Raw genomic sequence first — 18,667 nt, 5'->3', positions numbered from 1 at the left:
GATGATAGATTCGCACTCACGACGGTTGTCCGCGAAGCCAACGGTTGGGGATCTTATTGGTCGATCCGAACGGCTTAATGCGCAGATTCAGTGGACGGGTTTAATTTGGAAATGGAAGTCTTCTCTCTCAGACGGTTGACATGTGAGAAGGACATGGGTCGAGAGGAGTCCAAATGCCGTCGATCAATTTCCGTATTGACATATCGGTAATTCTAGATATGATGGCGCCATGGAACTGATCGAAGTCTTCAAAGCCCTCTCCAACCCTACTCGCCTGAAGATCTTGCAAGGCTTGAAGGATCCGGTAAAGAGTTTCCCTCCGCAGGATGAGGGTGACGTCTTCACCGTAGGGGTCTGCGTCAGCAGCATTCAAGAAGGCATTGGATTGTCGCAGTCGACGGTGTCTGGCTATCTTGCAACGCTGCAACGAGTAGGGTTAGTCGAGGTCAGGCGCATCGGGCAGTGGACCTACTACAAGCGTAATGAAGCAGCCATCAAAGCGTTGGCTGAGGCAGTAAGAAAAGAGTTGTAATTTTTTAATATATTATATCGATATTTCTCGATATCCCTTTTTATAGATGCGGAGCTCAAACATGCAAGCGATGATACTTAAAGCATTTGGCGGCCCGGAATCGTTCGAGTTGAGCGACGTGCCCAAGCCAGTACCGGGTGCAGGACAAGTCTTGGTGCGGGTTCACGCCACCTCCATCAATCCTTTGGATTATCAGGTCCGACGCGGCGATTACGTCGACTACGTGCCACTGCCGGCCATTACCGGGCACGACGTATCGGGCGTTGTCGAAGAAGTCGGATCGGGTGTGAAGAGCTTCGCCCCCGGTGACGAAGTCTGGTACACCCCGCAAATCTTCGACGGTCCAGGCAGTTACGCCGAATACCACGTCGCGGACGAAAGCATTATCGGGAAGAAGCCACCATCGCTGAGCCACCTTGAGGCGGCAAGTCTGACCTTGGTGGGCGGGACAGTGTGGGAAGCGTTGACCGTGCGTGCGGCCCTCAGAGTGGGAGAAAGTATTCTTGTACATGGTGGCGCTGGCGGCGTCGGTCACGTGGCGATCCAGGTGGCCAAAGCCATTGGCGCCGGGTGTTCACGACGGTGCGCGAACAAACTTTGAGTTCGCACGAGACATGGGGGCCATGTACTCATCGACTACGAAAAAGAAGATTACGTTGACGCATCATGCGGGAAACCGGCGGCCACGGCGTGGATGTGGTGTTCGACACTATCGGTGGCGACACCCTGACACGCAGTCCCGACGTGCTCGCCCAATTGGGCCGTGTGGTCTCGATTGTGGACATTGCAAAGCCACAAAACCTCGTGCAGGCCTGGGGCAAGAACGCCAGTTATCACTTCGTTTTCACCCGCCAAAACCGCGGCAAACTGGATGAGCTAAGTGCACTGGTAGAGCGCGGTCAACTGCGCCCGCACGTTGGCGCGGTCTATTCGTTGGCCGACATTGGGCTCGCCCATGCACGGCTGGAAAGCCCCAACAACGGCCTTCAGGGCAAAATCGTGATTGCGGTCGAGCCATCGCTCATCCCGTAAATGTGCACTTTAAACCCACTGAGTTTTTTGGAGGAATGCCATGATTTATGAAATCGCTCTGCTACCCGTTCACAAAGATCGCACTGAAGCGTTCAGACAAGCATTTGCCAAGGTCGCGCCTTTGCTCACCCGCGCAAAAGGTTACTGCGGGCATATGCTGTCCCAAGGGATCGAAACACCGGAGCAATTCAACCTGATCGTGCGGTGGCAATCGCTCGAGGATCACACACCGGGCTTCGAAGCGAGCGACGACCATCAGGAATTCATGATGGGCTTAGAGGAATATTTTTCCGAAGAGCCGCAGGTCTATCACATTGAAGGAGCGAATTTCCCATAGGTAATATCGGTTTCTAGATTCCCACATTGCAGAGAATCATTGGGTCAACGGACATCTGCGCCCTTGGCCCAATAACACTAGGCAAAGGCGTTCTCGCGATATTAATTCGCACTGCTTAACACATGTGTGCTTGTGCCGGGTGGACGCCAATAGTGCAGTTAGTTAACCATTAGGAATTTCTCCCATTTTTACCAATTTCGTAGAAATTGCTCAGGAGTTACAAATGCCTTTTTTCAGAAGCTATGTTTCTGACCTTGACGATGCCTCACGCGAGAAGGAATGCCGGCCCTCCGTTTTTTTTGCATGCGATATTTTAATCAACGAAGATGGCACGCTTTGTCCAAACGAAGACAGTAATCTCTTTGAACTATCACCCTCAGTTCCACAAGGAAAACGACCAGTAGCGTTACTCTGATCGGCAGCAATCACTAGGGAATTATTAAGCGCAGATGAGAAGAAAAGATGTCTATTTAACAGACGAAACTACCGCGCTATTTTTTTCTCTCTACCGCCCTTTTTTACCCCATTGGAACAACGCCAATGTCTTGGCGGAATGCCGAAACTTTTAGAAAAAGTCTTCGTAAAGTGCGATTGATCGGAGAAACCACATTCATGACCTATTTCCGTAAGCGAGAGGTTACTCACCTGAAGTAATATACGAGCCCTTTCGATCCTAGCATTTATCACCCATTGCTGAGGGGACAATCCAGTGGATTTTTTGAAGGCACGAGAAAAATAGCTCCGAGAAAGTGAGCACGCCGCTGCTACGTCAGAGATACTAATTTGACCGTTGATCCTTGAAAGAATGAAGCTTTTTGCAAGACGTTCTTTACGCTGTGAAAGACAACCCTTTGGCGACGATCGCGAATCTACTCTAAAAAGAGCCGGTGCTGAACGAATTAAGCTGATTCCATCTTTTATACTTCCCCTGAAATATAGCGCTGATGCCCCTCCGGTTTGGGCAAGAAATCTAAATATTGGCATCGTGGAGTTCTTTATCATGGATTCGGCACTTATTTCTGTCAACTCCAAATCAGCAACGCCCATTGTAGGCGTGATACTAGTGAGCAGCACCTTCATATTAACTACTAACCGCCTGCAAAAAAATTCAAGTTCAAGTTTATGAATTCGACGCTTCCAAGTTGAAAAATTTCAAATTTGATAATTCTGCAAATTTGAACACTGAGCCCTTCATGGCGCCGAGGAGCTTGCAGCTACAAAATGCAACAACGCGTCGTCCTTAACCAAGCCGATTGAAATCTCTAAAAATTTACTTCAAGCCATTTATTCGGCATTGACAAATTATGAATGTGGAAAACACTATCAGCTCCTTAATCAAACTTTTGCCTACGCCAAACTAGAAAAATCATAAGCATCGAAAGCTGAACCTCTGGCTATTTTGTTGCTTCATGATATGTTCATACCTGCGAGGCGAGTGTAGTAGGGCGTGAATTCTGCTGGGTAATAGCAAGCAATTCGACAAGCATATTGTGCTCCACTGAGTGCTCTGCTCTGTTTCGAACTTGCAAGGCAGAATCGACACTGAAATGATACGACTGCTCTAAAGGTGATCGAAAGCTAATAAAGGGGGTGGTGCCCCCCCCTCAAAAGTGTGGGAGCACAGCGCCCATGGTAATAATCCTGCATCATCTCGCTGGGACTCAGCGACCTAGAGCCGATACGAGCCATTCCCCTTGGGACGTTTGCAAATTCTCGAGGGTGCTACAGCGCAGACGGGCACCAATCATGCGCTTTTCCGTATTGACATATCGCGGATTGTCGTTATGATTAGGGAATGGAATTGATCGAAATATTCAAAGCTCTCTCAAACCCTACACGCCTTGCAATTTTGAAAGGCCTGAAGGATCCCTCAAATAGCTTTCCTCCGCAGGATGAAGGTGACGTTGACACAGTGGGAGTGTGCGTTAGCAGCATTCAAGAAGGCATAGGATTGTCGCAATCAACTGTGTCTGGTTATCTTGCGACTCTCCAACGAGCCGGCTTAATCGAAGTAAGGCGAATCGGACAATGGACCTACTACAAGCGAAACGAAGCAGCCATTAAGGCGCTCGCAGAGGCTGTAGGCAAAGAGCTTTAAACATTTGACCTTAAAAATCGAAAAATCTAAATATCTGTTTTTATCGATACGGCGGTGTTGGTGGCATGACCTTCAACGACATGCAGAATGGAATCGATCAAACTCAGGGACGATTTTTCGCCAGCTTCGAAAGCAGGGTAACGTCCGGATACATCCGAGCAAAATATTTCACTAATTTTTGCATGGCGATCACTCAAAATTTGACCGTATCACTCACTTTACAGAATCGAACGTAATAGCTGCCGATCAAATAATTATCTTCGGAGCCATTCGTAGATTAGTGAGTTAGTAAACCAACGTATATTTTTTGCTTTATCGATGTAGGTCGAAATGTGAGGTTATTTGACTGAAAGAATTCCGTAGGTTTATCCATGGAATCTGCAAGAACGCTCATGTGCCTCATTAGCTTAATTAACCTTGGCTTCAGCCCGGCGTATTTTATCCGGTTCAATTCCGCTGATCACGACGGTCATACCTATCGGTATCTTCTATGCCTCTCACAGAATACGTGCTTTTCACACTAATCGCCGTTTCTCAGATTGGCTTTCCCAAGCCATCAAAGATATTTCTGGTTAATCATGCACTGGTACATAGCCCCAACAGAGACATGTTGATTCTTAGCGGAGATGTATTGGCCACCACGGTAGTCGCGGCCTGCTCATTGCTAGGTATTAATTCATTATTATGGGCACATCCAGACGCTCTAAAAATTATGCAATTTACTGGTGCAGTCTATATTTTGTGGTTAAGCCTTAAGCAACTTCGAAAAAAGAGTAGTAGTCAAAATAACGGCGCGCAGCATGTAATATACGGGCGAACCTCAGTACTTTGGGTGAGATCGTTCATTGCGGGAATTAGCAACCCCAATACAGTGTTATTGTTCTTATCGCTACTACCACAATTCATCGAAAGCGCCCAAGAAATAAACAACGAAGCGTTGTTTCTAATGACTCTAATCTTCGTCTTTTGCAAATTTTTACTATCAAGCACCTACACTCTCACCTCGAAAAAAATGAAAAAATGGCTAGATGAGTCTCATGTACTGTTGTGGAGTAAACGTGCGCTGGGTAGTGTGACGATGTTTTTTGGACTAGTAATGGGATTTCATGCTTTTGATTGAGCCGTGCTTACAGTGAAACTCCAATTACTACTCACGCTTTACTCGAAAATAAATCTGAGTGCTTGGTGAACTCCAGCGCATAAATTTTCAGCTCGCTAAGTCGCGCGCAATAATTCGCTTGAGTTTTTTTTTCAAAAAACGCTCACCCAATAATATATTCTTTCAGGGACGTTAATGGCAGACTTAGTTGGCAGCTGTTCCGAGCAATGAGAAACAGCTGTACCAATAGTTTTTTTTCAACGCCTTGGTTACGCACTTACACTTTAAAATTTCGACTTGACGCCAAAACGGGTCCAAGTTCCAACCATGCATCGCCGTGCAAGGGGTGCGCTTGACTGTTTTCATCACCGCAAACTGATCCCAAGATCACACATTGGTCCAATGCAACGTAGGCCTGCTCGGCAATCATTCGATTACCTACCGGCGGCCGATTAACAACCACAGCTATTAGGACGCTTGGATAAGGACCCCAACATAACAGACAGGTTACCGAAATGAGCAATCCCAAAACTGAACTCCTCACACCGCACAACTGCCAGTTGATCTTCATCGATCACCAACCACAAATGGCGTTTGGCGTGCAGAGCATCGATCGGCAGACGCTGAAAAATAACACAGTGGGCTTGGCTAAGGCCGCCAAAATTTTCGACGTTCCTACCATTATCACTACTGTCGAGACGGAAAGCTTTTCCGGCCATACCTACCCGGAACTGCTCGCCGTATTTCCAGAGGCGCCGCTGCTGGAGCGCACCTCGATGAACTCTTGGGATGATCAGAAAGTACGCGATGCATTGAAGAATAACGGTCGCAACAAGGTGATCGTCTCTGGGTTATGGACCGAAGTGTGCAACCTGTCTTTTGCCCTTTCCGCTATCCATGATGCTGGATACGAAATCTATATGGTGGCCGATGCCTCAGGCGGTACCACTCAGGGGGCTCACGATTACGCGATGCAGCGCATGATCCAGGCGGGGGTGGTACCCGTAACGTGGCAACAGGTGCTGCTGGAGTGGCAGCGAGATTGGAAAAACCGCGATACCTATGAAGCAGTAATGGCTTTAGTGTCGGAACACTCTGGCGCGTATGGCATGGGCGTTGACTACGCCTACACCATGGTGCACAAAGCTCCGGAGCGAGTACAACACGGTCCAACTCTGGCACCGATTGCGGCCCCTATCTGACCCAGTAACGGCGGACAGTTTTATCGAGTCAGCGTCGACCTTGAGTGTGGGGCTGGCTCGACAAAACAAGACTCTGAACAGGACTTAAACATGAGCGAGCCGCAGGAGGAGACTGTGACCTTAGTAGTGCGACATCAGGTTCTTCTGAGGCATGCGCCAGATTACGAAGTTTGGCTAAAACGCATCGTCTCTGTAGCTAGCCGGTGCCTGGGCCACTTGGGCGTGAACGTGGTTCGCAGTCTGCTAACCAGCCTAGCGAAGCTCACCTGTCTACTACACTTCGCTCGATTGGAGCAATCGCAGCAATGGCTAGAGTCGGGAGAGCGCCATCAGTTTGTTACTGAGGTAGCGCCTATGTCGCATGCGAGCGAACGATTCAAAGCTACCAAGAATCATACGTTCTGGTTCAGAACACAATCTGGACGGGCACCGCGCTGGAAAGAGGCAAATGTAGCTTGTCTAGTAGTCATGCCGTTAAGCCTCCTTGTGCCATGGTTGTGGCAACTACTGACACATCAATTTATCTGGCTCGGCGGTTACGTGCTAAGCAACGTAGTGATTACGCTAAGCACTGTGTTGCTTTTGCTGTATCTATCCATGCTCTTGTCGAGGAGATTATTTGCTGGTTGGTTGAGTCTATCTGCGGGCTCCGAGACTAATTGCCCGAATATGAGGGGAATGCCATGTCAGCGTCGATGTTATCGGTCCTCCACGTAGATTTTCAGTCATGAGTATAACTCTCTTCTTACAGCTCGCACCGGCTGCTGAAGCACTTGGGCTTTACCTTGGCCGATTGGGTGGGGCATGTTAAATGACTGGGAATGTCTCTCGTTGCGAATCTACCCTAAGCATTCAAAACCGATGACCTGGACAGCCGAACAATTTTGGCGCTCTGCTGAAGCTCGGGATGCATTTGTAAACAGCAAGTCGTTGCATCAGATACTTTAAGCGATCCATAAAAATTCGATAGCCAGCAAGAGATTCAGCAGCGCCCCCTGCAGCGAATAGTTAGGGAATTCGCACTGATGTTTCGTCAAGTCAGACTAGCGAATTTACTTATCAACTTATGAGGATCGACCATGAGCCAGCCTCCCTCTCACGAACAGCGCCGCCAATTCCTTGCCACAGCCGGCCTGCTCGGCGCCGCTGGCGCCCTATGGCCAATTTTTCCCCTCGCTGCTACGACAGACAACTCAGCCAACTATTCACAAGGAAGCAGCACAAGTGCCGATCTAATTCTGTACAACGGTCGCTTACACACAGTTGACCGCGAACAACCAGAGGCTAGCGCTGTGGCAATCAAAGATGGCCGATTCATTGTAGTTGGCAGCGACGCCGAGGCCATGGCCCTGCGTGGTGATAGCACTCAAGTAATCGACTTGCAGAAACGTACGGTGATACCCGGCATTAACGACTCACATCTGCACCTGATTCGCGGCGGTCTCAACTATAATTTGGAGCTACGATGGGAAGGTGTGCCGTCGTTGGCTGACGCCTTGCGCATGCTAAAAGAGCAAGCCGACCGTACCCCCACACCACAATGGGTGAGGGTGGTCGGCGGTTGGACAGAGTTCCAGTTCGCTGAAAAACGCATGCCCACAATAGAGGAATTGAACAAAGCTGCACCTAGCACTCCCGTATTCGTCCTCCACCTCTATGATCGCGCCCTCCTGAACCAAGCTGCGTTGCGAGCGGTAGGCTACGACCGGAACACGCCCAATCCGCCGGGCGGCGAGATCCAGCGCGACGGCAGCGGAAATCCCACCGGTATGCTTATTGCCCGGCCCAACGCGCTAATTTTGTACGCGACTCTGGCCAAAGGGCCAAAGCTGCCGTTGGAATACCAGATTAACTCCACTCGCCAGTTCATGCGCGAACTAAATCGCCTAGGCGTAACCAGCGCCATCGACGCTGGCGGCGGCTACCAAAGTTATCCAGACGACTATCAGGTCATCCAGGAGCTGGCCGACAAGGGCCATCTGACCGTACGTATTGCCTACAATTTGTTCACCCAGCATCCGAAGGAAGAGTTGACCGACTTCAAGAATTGGACCAGCAGCGTCAAACTGCATCAAGGCAACGACTTCCTGCGTCACAACGGCGCCGGTGAAATGCTCGTGTTCTCTGCCGCCGATTTCGAGGATTTCGTCGAGCCCCGCCCCGACCTGGCACCGAGCATGGAAGACGACCTAGAGCCAGTGGTACGTCACCTAGTAGAGCAGCGCTGGCCGTTCCGGTTGCACGCAACTTATGACGAGTCGATCACCCGCATGCTCAACGTGTTTGAGAAAGTGAACCGTGACATTCCGTTTAATGGCCTGCCTTGGCTGTTCGATCACGCTGAAACTATCAGCCCGCGAAACATCGAACGCGTGCGCGCACTCGGAGGTGGCATCGCCATCCAACATCGCATGGCTTTCCAGGGGGAGTACTTCATCGACCGCTATGGTGCGAAGGCCGCTGAAGCTACACCGCCTATTCAGCGCATGCTGGCCGAAGGCGTGCCAGTGGGTGCCGGCACTGATGCGACCCGCGTTGCCAGCTACAACCCCTGGACCGCAATGTATTGGCTGGTAAGCGGCAAAACCGTCGGCGGCACCACGCTTTACCCGCAAGGTCTGCCGCGATCAACCGCGCTGCAACTGTTCACCCACGGCAGTGCTTGGTTTTCCAGCGAGCAGGGTAAAAAAGGTCAGATCCGTGTCGGTCAGCTCGCCGATCTGGTTGCCCTATCAGGTGATTTTTTCAGTGTCGAAGAAGAACAAATCAAGTGGATTGAGTCGGTACTCACTGTGGTAGGTGGCAAGGTAGTACATGCCGCGTCCGAGTTCGACAAATTTGCCCCGCCGCCTCTACCGGTCATGCCGGACTGGTCGCCAGTTGCGCTCGTCCCCGGTCACTGGAGCCCAAACAGAGCACCTCTAGCCGCCAGCGTCCACCAGTGTATCGGAGCCTGTGCAGTACATGCCCACCAGCATGAGCGTGCGCGCCGCAGCAACGTGCCGGTAAGCGACCATGGAGGTTTCTGGGGTGCTTTCGGGTGCTCATGCTTTGCCTTCTGAACATAAGCGGCCGAACAACGTATTGAGGCGGCCGCTAGACGCTTCCAGAACGTTAACGTGCCGGTGCCCATTGATCATTTCCCGATGCCCGTGGAAAGCGCACCGCAGCAAGTTGAGAAGCAACATGCGGCTACATGATGACCGCATTTGCCGACTGCAACCTATGAAAGGCTAAGTATCGAATGCCTCATCAAGCCCTGTTCATCCATGGCATCTGGGTCACACCTGCGATCTGGGAATCGTTCCAGCGTCGTTTCCGAGCCTGTGGTTATTGCTGCAGTGCGCCGCCTTGGCCTCTTGATCAAAGCAGGCCATACGCAAAGGGTGAGCAGAAAATTCAGCAACTAGGTATCAGCGCCATCCTCGCCCACTATGAAAAACACATCCGCAGTCTCGAACAACCGCCACTGTTGATCGGTCATGACCTAGGGGGGCTGCTGGTGCAAATGCTCCTCGACCGCGGCTTGGGTCAGGCCGGAATTGCCATAGAACCGCTACCACGACGAGCCGACCTGCTGAGTTTATACAGAAGCTGGCCTTGGCTGTTGCAATGGGCCGGCTGGCGCAAAGTTTTACACATGACACCGCAACATTTCGCGCGCAATATGGCGCAGACATTAACGCTGGAACAGCAGAGAGCCGCTTATGCACGACAAATCGTACCAGCGCCCGGACGAGTGGTTTTCGAAGCCGCGCTGGGGATTGGCATTCGCGTAAACTTCGCCAACGATAAACGTGCGCCCTTGTTGTTGATCGCTAGCGACAGCAACCGAATTGTACGAGCCAGCGCGGTAGCCGCCACCTACCGTCGTCATCGGCAATCGGTTGCTGTTACTACGTTCAAACAGTTTGCAGGCTACAGCCACTGGCTAATCGCCGAACCCGGCTGGGAGAAACTTGCCGATTACGGCATTGAATGGGCGCAGTATCAGCTTGAACGCTTCTAGGCACTTGATCCCTTCTTTCCGTCCTTTGTTGGCGGCCTTGGCAGCTTTATACCTGCTCTGTCATAGCGTGTGCGGATGGGCGGAAGCTCGCGTCCTGGATCAACTAGAACATCGTCGCTGGACGCTTGCTGATGACAGTCCAAGCCACATCGGCGCTCTTGCACAAACCCGGACTGGCTACCTGTGGCTCGGCACACACGATTCGCTATACCGCTTCGACGGTTTCACTTTCAGCCGTTATCGAACATCCAGCGGCCAGGATCTGGGCATAATTTCCAGCCTACTGACCAGTCAACATGGCCTGTGGGTAGGTCAACGTAACGGCCATATTTCCTTTATACCGGATGGAGATGCACCGTCTACGAGTTTTAAACTTGGACGAGGGGTAATTTACGCTTTGGCGGAAACGCCAGACGGCTCCTTATGGGCTGCCGCCAACGACGGCCTCATGCGATTCGATGGCGAACAATGGCAGCATGTCGGAGTATCTGAGGGCTTCCTTGGAAAAAATGCCCACAGTCTTATCGTTGATAATAGCGGCAGGTTATGGGTCGCAGATGAACAGCGTCTATATTTCTTAGCACGCGGCGCGCATGTACTTCAGGATAGCGGCGTTCGCAGCATTCGCACCCTTCATATGACGCAGGCCAGCGATGGGAAGCTTTGGCTGATCGAGAGTGGCAGTGAGAATCTGCTTCAGGTGGAACTGAACGAAACGCCTCGGCTGGCTCGGCGTATCAAGGTTGGAGAATCAATCAACCAACTGCTTTTTGATCGAGTAGGCGGGCTTTGGCTGAGCACTACCAGCGGTGGTCTGCTTTATGTGGCTCAGCCGGACAAACTCAAGGATGACAGCTTCGCTAATTTGGAGCGGTTTTCCGCAGTGGACGGACTTAGCTCGAACTTTGCCCGCCCTCTGCTTGAAGACAGCGAAGGTAGCCTCTGGATTGGTACTCAAAGTGGTCTTGACCGCCTGCGCAGCAAACTCCTCCATCCTGCCGGCTTCCCCGCCAGCGCGCACAATCTGGCGCTGGTAGCCGATAGTCACGGGTCGCTTTGGGCAGGTAGCAGCAATCTGCCGATAATGCGCCTCGACAGTGAGGGTATTCATTACCTGCCGGTGCAGACGCCGATCAGTGCGACGGCTCAAGACCCGCAGGGACATGTATGGATGGCCGGACCGCAGGGCGTTTGGCGCAGTTCTGGCGAGCGCCTAGAGAAGGTCACTGAGCTTCCCCCCGGAAGCAGCCTGGACTCCGTGGTGCGCGCAATGTTAGTCGATCAACAGGGTGAGCTATGGTTATCGCTGAACCGTCGGGGCCTGTTCCTACTGCGAGGGGGGGGCTGGCAGGCACTACCTTCTTCGAGCGAAAAACCTTCCCAGCAAATGCCTGTCAGCGCTAGTTTAGCGAGGGATGGAAAGCGTTGGTTTGGTTACCGCGATAATCTGATCGTCACCTACGATAAAAACGGTGAACGTCGCTGGGGAAAAGACGAAGGACTTGACGTTGGCCATGTAACGGCTATGGCGCACGCATCAGACCATAGCTGGGTTGGTGGCCAGAATGGTCTCGCGCGCTTCGATGGCGAGAGATTTCAGACTCTGAAATTGCCTGATAACCGATTATTCGACAACCTCTACGCTATTATCCCTGTACCGGTAGTAGATGGCGAAGACCTCTGGCTGCAGGGACAAGGAGGCATTTTTCAAATACCCGCAAGTGAAGTTCAACAAGCGCTGGTAAACCCCGAGCACCATATCCGTTATCGCAATTACGATCCGCAGGGCGGCCTTGCGAATGATCCCCACCATGTGCTGGTATTGCCTACAGCAGTGCGTACAAGCCAAGGCCACCTATGGTTCGTCACCCGCAAAGGAGTAGTCGGCGTCGACCCCGCTCGCGCGATGCAGACCAGTGCACCACCCAAAGTGCGCATTGAATCACTGGTAGTGGACGGCAAGTCGGTCCCTCTCACGTCATCAACGGAGCTACAGGCGGATAGTCAGCAATTGCTGATCAATTACAGTGCACTGAGCTTATCTGCATCGGATAGCTTGCATTTTCTGTATCGCCTCGATGGATATGATACCGGCTGGCAAACCGCCGGCCTGAGGCGCGAAGCCCTTTATAACGATCTGCCAACCGGCGAATACCGGTTTAGAGTTCGCGCGCTCAATCAGAATGGCGTGCCTAGCGCACAAGACACCGAGTTGAACTTCATTATCGCCCCGGCATTCTATCGTCACCCGATGTTCCTACTAGTTGCGGTAGTCACAACGCTGGGCCTACTGCGACTGATCTACGGCATTAATATGCGGCTTGTGGCCGATAGCCTGCGGACTCGTTTAGAAGAGCGGCATGGAGAACGAGAGCGCATCGCTCGAGAATTACACGACACTCTGCTGCAGGGCGTGCAGGGGTTGATATTGCACGTGCAGGCTGTAGCAAACAGCTTACCCGCAGACCAATTAGCCCGTTGCCAGTTAGAAAAGGCACTGGACCGCGCTGACCAGATGATCCGAGAGGGACGAGATCGAGTGCGCGACCTACGCTTTGTGCAGCATGTTACTGTCGATCTGCCATCGGCGTTGCGGGACCTAGAGCATTTGCTGAGTCATCAGAATATTGCCTACGAGGTGGTGGTCATCGGCGAGCCGAACGGACTCCACCCTGTGGTCTACGACGAAGTCTACCAGTTGGCTCGAGAAGCGATTAACAACGCGTTTCGCCACGCCCAGGCAAGTATGGTAAGGGTTCAGCTGGACTATCACACTCGCCAGTTCGAGCTACAGGTGATCGACAACGGGTGTGGCATTCTCGCTGATCAACAAAAAGCTGAACCCTCTGAGCGCTGGGGGTTGAAAGGCATGTACGAGCGCGCTGCAAAGATTGGCGGTACTCTCAGCGTTCACAGTGCTCCGGAGCGAGGCAGCAACGTTCACCTGACCCTCCCAGGAGCGCTGGCATACTGCCAACGGCAAACTCGTCGACGCCGCTGGTTGGACTGGAAAATACTCGCAAGGAGCTCGCACCGATGACAGCCGAAAACCGTATTCGTGTTCTAGTCGCCGACGACCACCCTTTAATGCGCGAGGGCATCGCTGCGGTCATTGCGACTGAGGACGATATTGAATTGGTGGGCGAAGCTTGCGATGGCCGCGAGGCTTTAGACTGCTTCCGCCGCCTCCGTCCGGATGTAACCTTGATGGATCTACAGATGCCACGCATGAACGGAATCGAGAGCATTCAAGCCATTCGCAGCGAATACCCTGACGCACGCATTGCAATTCTCACTACATACAGTGGCGATGTGCGTGCCCTTCATGCCCTACAGGTAGGAGCGTTGGCTTACCTGCTCAAAAGTAGCCTTCGCAAGGAGCTGGTTGAGACTATCCGCCATCTAGCTGCCGGCAAACGTCATATTCCCGCGGAAATTGCCACCGAGTTAGCCGCGCATATCGGCCAGCAATGCCTAACACCGCGCGAGGTCGAAGTTCTGCATGTTGCAGCGCGCGGCCTATCGAACCGCGAAATTGCGAAGCGACTTTGCATCACTGAAGACACGGTAAAAGGCCACATGCGCCTGATTATGGACAAGCTGGGAGCAAAAAATCGTACGCATGCCGTAGCTATTGGTTTACAGCGCGGCATTCTGGAAGCCTGGACCATACTTTAGTGTTGCATCGATCTTACTCTTTGTGAGCTGTGCGTCGACGCAAAAAAAAACCATGCTCCACATCTATAACAAGATGGGAGACTTCGTATGGGCGCGCGCGGAAATACGAGTGAAGATATGCACGACTGCCAGCATAATGCCGGTTGCAACCTTCAAACACTTCTGAAAATCAGCCTCCTCCTCGGTGAGGCTCAGGCTTCTCTGAACGAAGATACGCAAAGGGCCTACCTGTTCTTGGACAACGCTATGGAGCTACTACGTCAGGAGAATTCGGCGAAGAATCGTAACTTTGATCAGCCGGGCAAGCTCAGCCGCCGGCAGATGAGGAATTTAAACGATTACATCGATCATCATTTAGAGTTACCCATCCGAATCTACAACCTGTCTGCCCTCCTCGGTCTGAGCACCAGTCACTTCTGTCACTTATTCAAGAACACTTTCGGAGTCACCCCCAGAGTCTATGTAGCGCGAATGCGTCTCGCGGCGGCGCGTAGAATGATGCTGGACACCGACCAGCCCCTAACAGATATCGCTCATGCTCACGGCTTCTGTGACCAATCACACTTTTGTCGTACTTTCCGTCGCGAGATAGGTATGAGCCCCCAAGTGTGGAGGCAGCGACGCGCTCACACCGACGCCCATCTCTCGATCAGTTAAATGTGAATATATCATCGATAAGGCCTCGGGATGAGGCTCAGCCTAATTGGATATCCGAGAAATAATTGAAAACCCACCTTATAACTAAACTTAATCAAAAGCTTAACCATTTCATGAAGACGCCTCCCCTAGTCTGGATAGACGATAATTAAGCGTCGCTCATGATAATCAAAGACGAATTAGGTATGCAGGTGCGCCTGCATAGGCGCTTCGCGAGGTCGTAAATTTTCATGCATTCTCCTATGGTTTTTAATTTCCAACTGCGCGCCTTATGGGCCTAATTAGTTATACAAATGACGCCTCGAAGTTACGCCTAGTGGAAAAACACCTATTAGGATAGAGCTCCATGCTTCGTGAGCCAATTTCTGGCGTAGCACAGCTTCTTGCTAGCGAGCACCGGAAAACTCGTCAGCCACGACCAGCATCATAAACTGATCGGTTGTTACATCGAGATCAAGCAAGTGTTGATGAGCTTTAAACCGAAAATCATTGTCGGTGGGGACACGCGTCCGATGTCGGAGATGTCAGGGACTAGGAGCCGTTGTTTCTGCCCCTAGAGCGTGGCACGCAATTGGTGCTTTGAATACTCAGCACAATGCTCAGGGGAGTTGCCTATCTATCCAACGCTCGGCGACTGTCATTGTTTCAGCAAGCACGTCATGATAGTCAGGCCATGGCCCTGGCAGATCGGCAACACTGTCATCGAGACCCGGTGCGACCATCCTCGATCATGTGTGCTGCCACGGGAGAATCATTGCAGGCTTTTCCTAATCAAACTTCACGGCCAGCTTACGCCCGAGGTACTCGAATGCTATTTGCGCATCCCAAACGTGTGACATGACCGGTTCGTAGTCCCTAATAAGAGGTTTAGATTTTCACCCCTTTTGGCAAATGGCTCTATCGAAGCAACCTGCTAGCCTTGGGGTAGGAGCGCTTAGAATTGTCTTGACCGCACTTTCAAAGAAAAGCCTCCTCTGGTTCGGAGCGCACTCATCCGCCCAAAATGAAAAATCACGCCCGCAAGCGTCGTTTGATGAGAACCGGAGTTGCTATGCCCCTTGCAGTTATCTTCGACGCCTTCGGCACCCTCATAAAAATTCACAAAGGCAGTAGCCCTTATCGAAAAATCCTCAAAATCGGGATTGAGCAAGGACGGCGCCCCCAACCGAGCGATGCAGAAATCATCCTATCTTCACCTATGGATCTTCGCCAGGCGGCTGATTTTTTTGGGATAAACGTCGCCCCCTCGGTGATGGCGAGTCTGGAGGAAGGCCTTAATCGTGAGCTCGCTGAAATACAAGCCTACCCAGATGGCCTTCATGCCGTTCGACTTTTGCAAGAAGCGGACATCAAGGTGGTGGTCTGTTCAAACCTTGCGAAACCCTACGCAGCTGCCGTAAAACGCCTCTATCCAACACTGGATGCTTGCTCTTACAGCTTTGAAGTTGGCGACGTTAAGCCATCATTCAAGATATACAGCCATGCGGTTCAAGCTGTTTCATGTTCTCCAGCTGAAGTGTGGATGATCGGGGACTCCAAGGAGTGCGATTGCGACGGTCCAACTGCCTTCGGTATGCGAGGATTCTGGCTAGATCGAAAATTCCAAAGCAACCACTCCTCTCTCGACCAATTTGCTGCTGAGGTACTGGGCTTTCGCTTGTGATCATGCGCTTCGCTAGAAGGAAGCCTTAGCCATACAATCCTTCACTTACGCGAATCAGCATTTCTTCGACGTGATGGAAGCCAACAGTAGTTCGGAGGAATTCCAGCGGGGTTTTTTCTGTAAGATGGAATTGAGGTTTACTGAGCCAGCGAGCCGCTTTTTCGGAGTCATCGAAAACAGCAGTAGCCATCGCAACTATATGGACCGTACGGTACAAGCGATCGCTGGCAGCAACGTCTAAGGGCAAATCATCCTTCAGATAAGCTCGGAAAACTCTGCTTGAAACGATCCATTCGCGGTCTGCAATCCTTAGAACCCCTTCATCACAGAGTGCCTTGAGGATGACGGCTGAAAAACCGGACTCTATTGTCTTATGGATGGCAAGCTCGGAGGCCTCAGTGGGGATACACAAATAGGTCTCAAGCAGCGATCTGTAAGTCCTGTAGAAAGCGTTCCTGGAAGATTCCGGTGTTGGCCGAAGACCTGAGGTGTGGCCTATCGGGCGTAGCACAACCACACCATTCTCTACCTCAACACTTAGCTCGTCGCCAATTCCGAGACCAGCCTGGGTAAGGAGATCAGTAGGAAGATTGACAATCATGTCTCCGCTGCCATCCCCTGCATCAACGCTCCCAACTAACCAGCGATTCTTTTCGTTCATGGTCCGTGCGCTCGCTTCAACGATCGAGTCGTTGGAGTATGCTCGCAATACGTCTAATACACATGCCTAGACCATTGGTATCGCTAGGCAATTGCTTGCCGCTTGGGGAAAAAAATTGCTGACGATCACACGACGAGCAAAGCGTGACCGATGAAAAAGCGTCATTTGCGCAAGGACTCTGCAAAGGGAGAATGCATGGACGTTAGAAAAACTCACACGTGAGCATCTTTTCAAGAAACGACGGATGGAGGCGATATAGCGGCCGTCAGCCTGCTCATCAATTCATCGTCGTTAGTCCACAAGAGAAGCCAAACGTGTCAGATCAAGCGCAACCCAACTTCAAGCAAGCATTAAAGAAAAACCTCAAACGAATCCTAGCTTTCTGGGTCCTGATCGCTGTGCTTTTGGGCGGCCTCGGCACGCTGTTGGGAATCTACACGATATCTAATTACACAACAGCCATTGGACGACCTGATCTGATGGCCGCCGCGCTATCGGCGAAATCGGATCTAGTGACTTGGCTGGTCATCGTCGCGCTCGTGGTAACCGCCTACTTTCTTGTCTTGATGACCACTGGGATTCTGTTTGGCTTGGCCGTGTCATTGTTCAACGAAAGTCCCAGTCTGCAATCCGATATTGTGAAACTGCTACTGTTACCGGTTTTTCTGGGCATCGCGGTCTTGATGGCTTTGGTGTTCAAGGTGCAGCAGTTGGATGATCTAGGTAGGCTTGGCTTTCTCATTTCCTTCGTGGTTATTACGATATGGTCGCTTCATTTGAGCCCGAAGTTCAGACTGGCCGTAGATCTCTGCGCGACAGCGGCAACACCAGGAAAAGCCAATAGCAAAGGATCGAGAATTTTTCTGTTGGTGATGCTGATGTTTGTCTTGGTGAGCGCAGTGTTTGCAGCGGTCCTACCGGTGAGCCTGATTCTGAAAGGTTACACGGGCGAGGACTCACCGGAAGCCATCACCAAGCTCATGTTTATATCCATTTTTTCAGCCGCCCTACCCCTGATGCCGGCTTTGGTCTTTTATGTTAGCCGCGCGGACCTTTTCAAGCGTGTTGCGCAATGCCTCGCATTGGCGTTGCTGATCCTGCCCATCGTGATAGGAATTTCCCCTGGCGGCTCTCAGAGCATCGTCTATTCGTCGGCCTCGCTGATGAAGGTGCGCGACCAATCTGAAGCCAAATTTTTGCTGACTGAAATCTACGCGGCTGACGACTTCTCCTCCGATATCTGGGGGGCGGTGGAAAGCGTGCGCAATCAACCGCTCATTTCAGCGTTTCCCCTTTTCTCCTTTGGCGATGTCTTGCTTCTCTGCCCCATCAAGCTGATCAAAACCAAGCTCAAGGACTGGCCTGCCGAATCAGCGTACTGCGTCACTACGAAGGGTGGCAAAGCCATCCGCATGCCTCGCAAGCCCGAAGCGTCAAAGAACGCCGCTTAGCCTGGAAACAGGAGGCTCCCTTTGAGACGTCACATGGTGCGTGGGCGCACTCTCCCGCCGGCCCAATTAAACCGTGCAAAACTGCGGTATCGTTATATTATTCGTTGTAATTCGCGCAGTAGGAGATGCAGCCGCTCCTCCTACTTGCTTAACCGTATTGCTGTGGTGCGGGCTGTGCAGAAATGATTCAAACCGCTCAAACAGTATGAGTCTGACCAAGTGAAAATCCGATGAGTGGTCATCACATG

At 51.6% G+C, this 18,667-nt stretch carries 15 protein-coding genes and 1 pseudogene; 14 read left to right on the top strand and 2 right to left on the bottom strand.

What is annotated here, in order from left to right:
• The first annotated feature begins 229 nt into the window (after positions 1 to 229).
• The 3 genes and pseudogenes from PSH90_RS08625 (at position 230) to PSH90_RS08615 (ending at position 1,901) form a co-directional block, all read left to right on the top strand.
• Complete coding sequence (locus PSH90_RS08625; protein ID WP_122611912.1) at positions 230 to 532, top strand: helix-turn-helix transcriptional regulator; 303 nt, start codon at positions 230 to 232, stop codon at positions 530 to 532.
• Between the two features lie 61 nt (positions 533 to 593).
• Positions 594 to 1,564 (top strand): annotated as a pseudogene (locus PSH90_RS08620) (zinc-dependent alcohol dehydrogenase family protein).
• A 40-nt stretch (positions 1,565 to 1,604) separates the two neighbouring features.
• Entirely contained in the window at positions 1,605 to 1,901 is a 297-nt protein-coding gene (locus PSH90_RS08615; RefSeq protein ID WP_122611430.1) for an antibiotic biosynthesis monooxygenase, read from the top strand.
• A 483-nt stretch (positions 1,902 to 2,384) separates the two neighbouring features.
• Here the strand turns inward: PSH90_RS08615 and PSH90_RS08610 are convergent, their stop codons facing one another.
• On the bottom strand, positions 2,385 to 2,678 hold the full coding sequence (locus PSH90_RS08610; RefSeq protein ID WP_240997389.1) for an AraC family transcriptional regulator: 294 nt from the start codon (positions 2,676 to 2,678) through the stop codon (positions 2,385 to 2,387).
• A 28-nt stretch (positions 2,679 to 2,706) separates the two neighbouring features.
• On the opposite strand from PSH90_RS08610, the gene PSH90_RS08605 reads away from it, so the two are divergent.
• From PSH90_RS08605 to PSH90_RS08560, 10 genes are all read left to right on the top strand, one after another.
• A complete protein-coding gene (locus PSH90_RS08605; protein WP_236248998.1) occupies positions 2,707 to 3,027 on the top strand; it encodes a hypothetical protein in 321 nt (106 codons plus the stop codon).
• A gap of 669 nt (positions 3,028 to 3,696) precedes the next feature.
• Positions 3,697 to 3,999, top strand: coding sequence for a helix-turn-helix transcriptional regulator (locus tag PSH90_RS08600; protein ID WP_122611429.1), 303 nt, complete (start codon positions 3,697 to 3,699; stop codon positions 3,997 to 3,999).
• 490 nt (positions 4,000 to 4,489) lie between these two features.
• A complete protein-coding gene (locus tag PSH90_RS08595; protein WP_122611428.1) occupies positions 4,490 to 5,119 on the top strand; it encodes a LysE family translocator in 630 nt (209 codons plus the stop codon).
• A gap of 494 nt (positions 5,120 to 5,613) precedes the next feature.
• A complete protein-coding gene (locus PSH90_RS08590; protein ID WP_122611427.1) occupies positions 5,614 to 6,300 on the top strand; it encodes a hydrolase in 687 nt (228 codons plus the stop codon).
• Positions 6,301 to 7,379: 1,079 nt separating this feature from the next.
• Positions 7,380 to 9,362, top strand: a complete 1,983-nt coding sequence (locus tag PSH90_RS08585) for an amidohydrolase (RefSeq protein ID WP_160768065.1) — start codon at positions 7,380 to 7,382, stop codon at positions 9,360 to 9,362.
• 182 nt (positions 9,363 to 9,544) lie between these two features.
• Positions 9,545 to 10,309 (top strand): alpha/beta fold hydrolase, encoded by a 765-nt coding sequence (locus PSH90_RS08580; protein ID WP_160768066.1) that lies wholly within the window; start codon positions 9,545 to 9,547, stop codon positions 10,307 to 10,309.
• On the top strand, positions 10,260 to 13,349 hold the full coding sequence (locus tag PSH90_RS08575) for a sensor histidine kinase (protein WP_236248980.1): 3,090 nt from the start codon (positions 10,260 to 10,262) through the stop codon (positions 13,347 to 13,349). Before PSH90_RS08580 ends, PSH90_RS08575 begins: the two co-directional genes overlap by 50 nt.
• A complete protein-coding gene (locus tag PSH90_RS08570) occupies positions 13,346 to 13,987 on the top strand; it encodes a response regulator transcription factor (RefSeq protein WP_122611423.1) in 642 nt (213 codons plus the stop codon). Before PSH90_RS08575 ends, PSH90_RS08570 begins: the two co-directional genes overlap by 4 nt.
• 87 nt (positions 13,988 to 14,074) lie before the next feature.
• A complete protein-coding gene (locus PSH90_RS08565; RefSeq protein WP_160768067.1) occupies positions 14,075 to 14,644 on the top strand; it encodes a helix-turn-helix transcriptional regulator in 570 nt (189 codons plus the stop codon).
• Between the two features lie 1,051 nt (positions 14,645 to 15,695).
• The gene (locus PSH90_RS08560; RefSeq protein ID WP_160768068.1) at positions 15,696 to 16,307 is read left to right on the top strand and encodes an HAD family hydrolase; all 612 of its coding nucleotides are present in this window, start codon (positions 15,696 to 15,698) and stop codon (positions 16,305 to 16,307) included.
• Between the two features lie 25 nt (positions 16,308 to 16,332).
• Here the strand turns inward: PSH90_RS08560 and PSH90_RS08555 are convergent, their stop codons facing one another.
• On the bottom strand, positions 16,333 to 16,968 hold the full coding sequence (locus PSH90_RS08555; protein WP_122882100.1) for an antitoxin Xre/MbcA/ParS toxin-binding domain-containing protein: 636 nt from the start codon (positions 16,966 to 16,968) through the stop codon (positions 16,333 to 16,335).
• A gap of 314 nt (positions 16,969 to 17,282) precedes the next feature.
• Between PSH90_RS08555 and PSH90_RS08550 the strand changes: the two genes are divergently transcribed.
• A complete protein-coding gene (locus tag PSH90_RS08550) occupies positions 17,283 to 18,419 on the top strand; it encodes a hypothetical protein (RefSeq protein ID WP_160768069.1) in 1,137 nt (378 codons plus the stop codon).
• Positions 18,420 to 18,667: the final 248 nt, after the last annotated feature.

It is taken from the genome of Pseudomonas sp. FP1762, assembly GCF_030687105.1.
Lineage (GTDB): Bacteria > Pseudomonadota > Gammaproteobacteria > Pseudomonadales > Pseudomonadaceae > Aquipseudomonas > Aquipseudomonas siliginis.
This window is presented reverse-complemented; position numbering and strand designations above follow the sequence as displayed.

Bases quoted from the DNA above. Each gene is read 5' to 3' on its own strand.
- PSH90_RS08590 (WP_122611427.1), top strand. From the start codon at position 5,614: ATGAGCAATCCCAAAACTGAACTCCTCACACCGCACAACTGCCAGTTG.
- PSH90_RS08585 (WP_160768065.1), top strand. From the start codon at position 7,380: ATGAGCCAGCCTCCCTCTCACGAACAGCGCCGCCAATTCCTTGCCACA.
- PSH90_RS08560 (WP_160768068.1), top strand. From the start codon at position 15,696: ATGCCCCTTGCAGTTATCTTCGACGCCTTCGGCACCCTCATAAAAATT.
- PSH90_RS08570 (WP_122611423.1), top strand. From the start codon at position 13,346: ATGACAGCCGAAAACCGTATTCGTGTTCTAGTCGCCGACGACCACCCT.
- PSH90_RS08625 (WP_122611912.1), top strand. From the start codon at position 230: ATGGAACTGATCGAAGTCTTCAAAGCCCTCTCCAACCCTACTCGCCTG.
- PSH90_RS08565 (WP_160768067.1), top strand. From the start codon at position 14,075: ATGGGCGCGCGCGGAAATACGAGTGAAGATATGCACGACTGCCAGCAT.
- PSH90_RS08615 (WP_122611430.1), top strand. From the start codon at position 1,605: ATGATTTATGAAATCGCTCTGCTACCCGTTCACAAAGATCGCACTGAA.
- PSH90_RS08605 (WP_236248998.1), top strand. From the start codon at position 2,707: ATGAAGCTTTTTGCAAGACGTTCTTTACGCTGTGAAAGACAACCCTTT.
- PSH90_RS08595 (WP_122611428.1), top strand. From the start codon at position 4,490: ATGCCTCTCACAGAATACGTGCTTTTCACACTAATCGCCGTTTCTCAG.
- PSH90_RS08580 (WP_160768066.1), top strand. From the start codon at position 9,545: ATGCCTCATCAAGCCCTGTTCATCCATGGCATCTGGGTCACACCTGCG.
- PSH90_RS08555 (WP_122882100.1), bottom strand. From the start codon at position 16,968: ATGAACGAAAAGAATCGCTGGTTAGTTGGGAGCGTTGATGCAGGGGAT.
- PSH90_RS08600 (WP_122611429.1), top strand. From the start codon at position 3,697: ATGGAATTGATCGAAATATTCAAAGCTCTCTCAAACCCTACACGCCTT.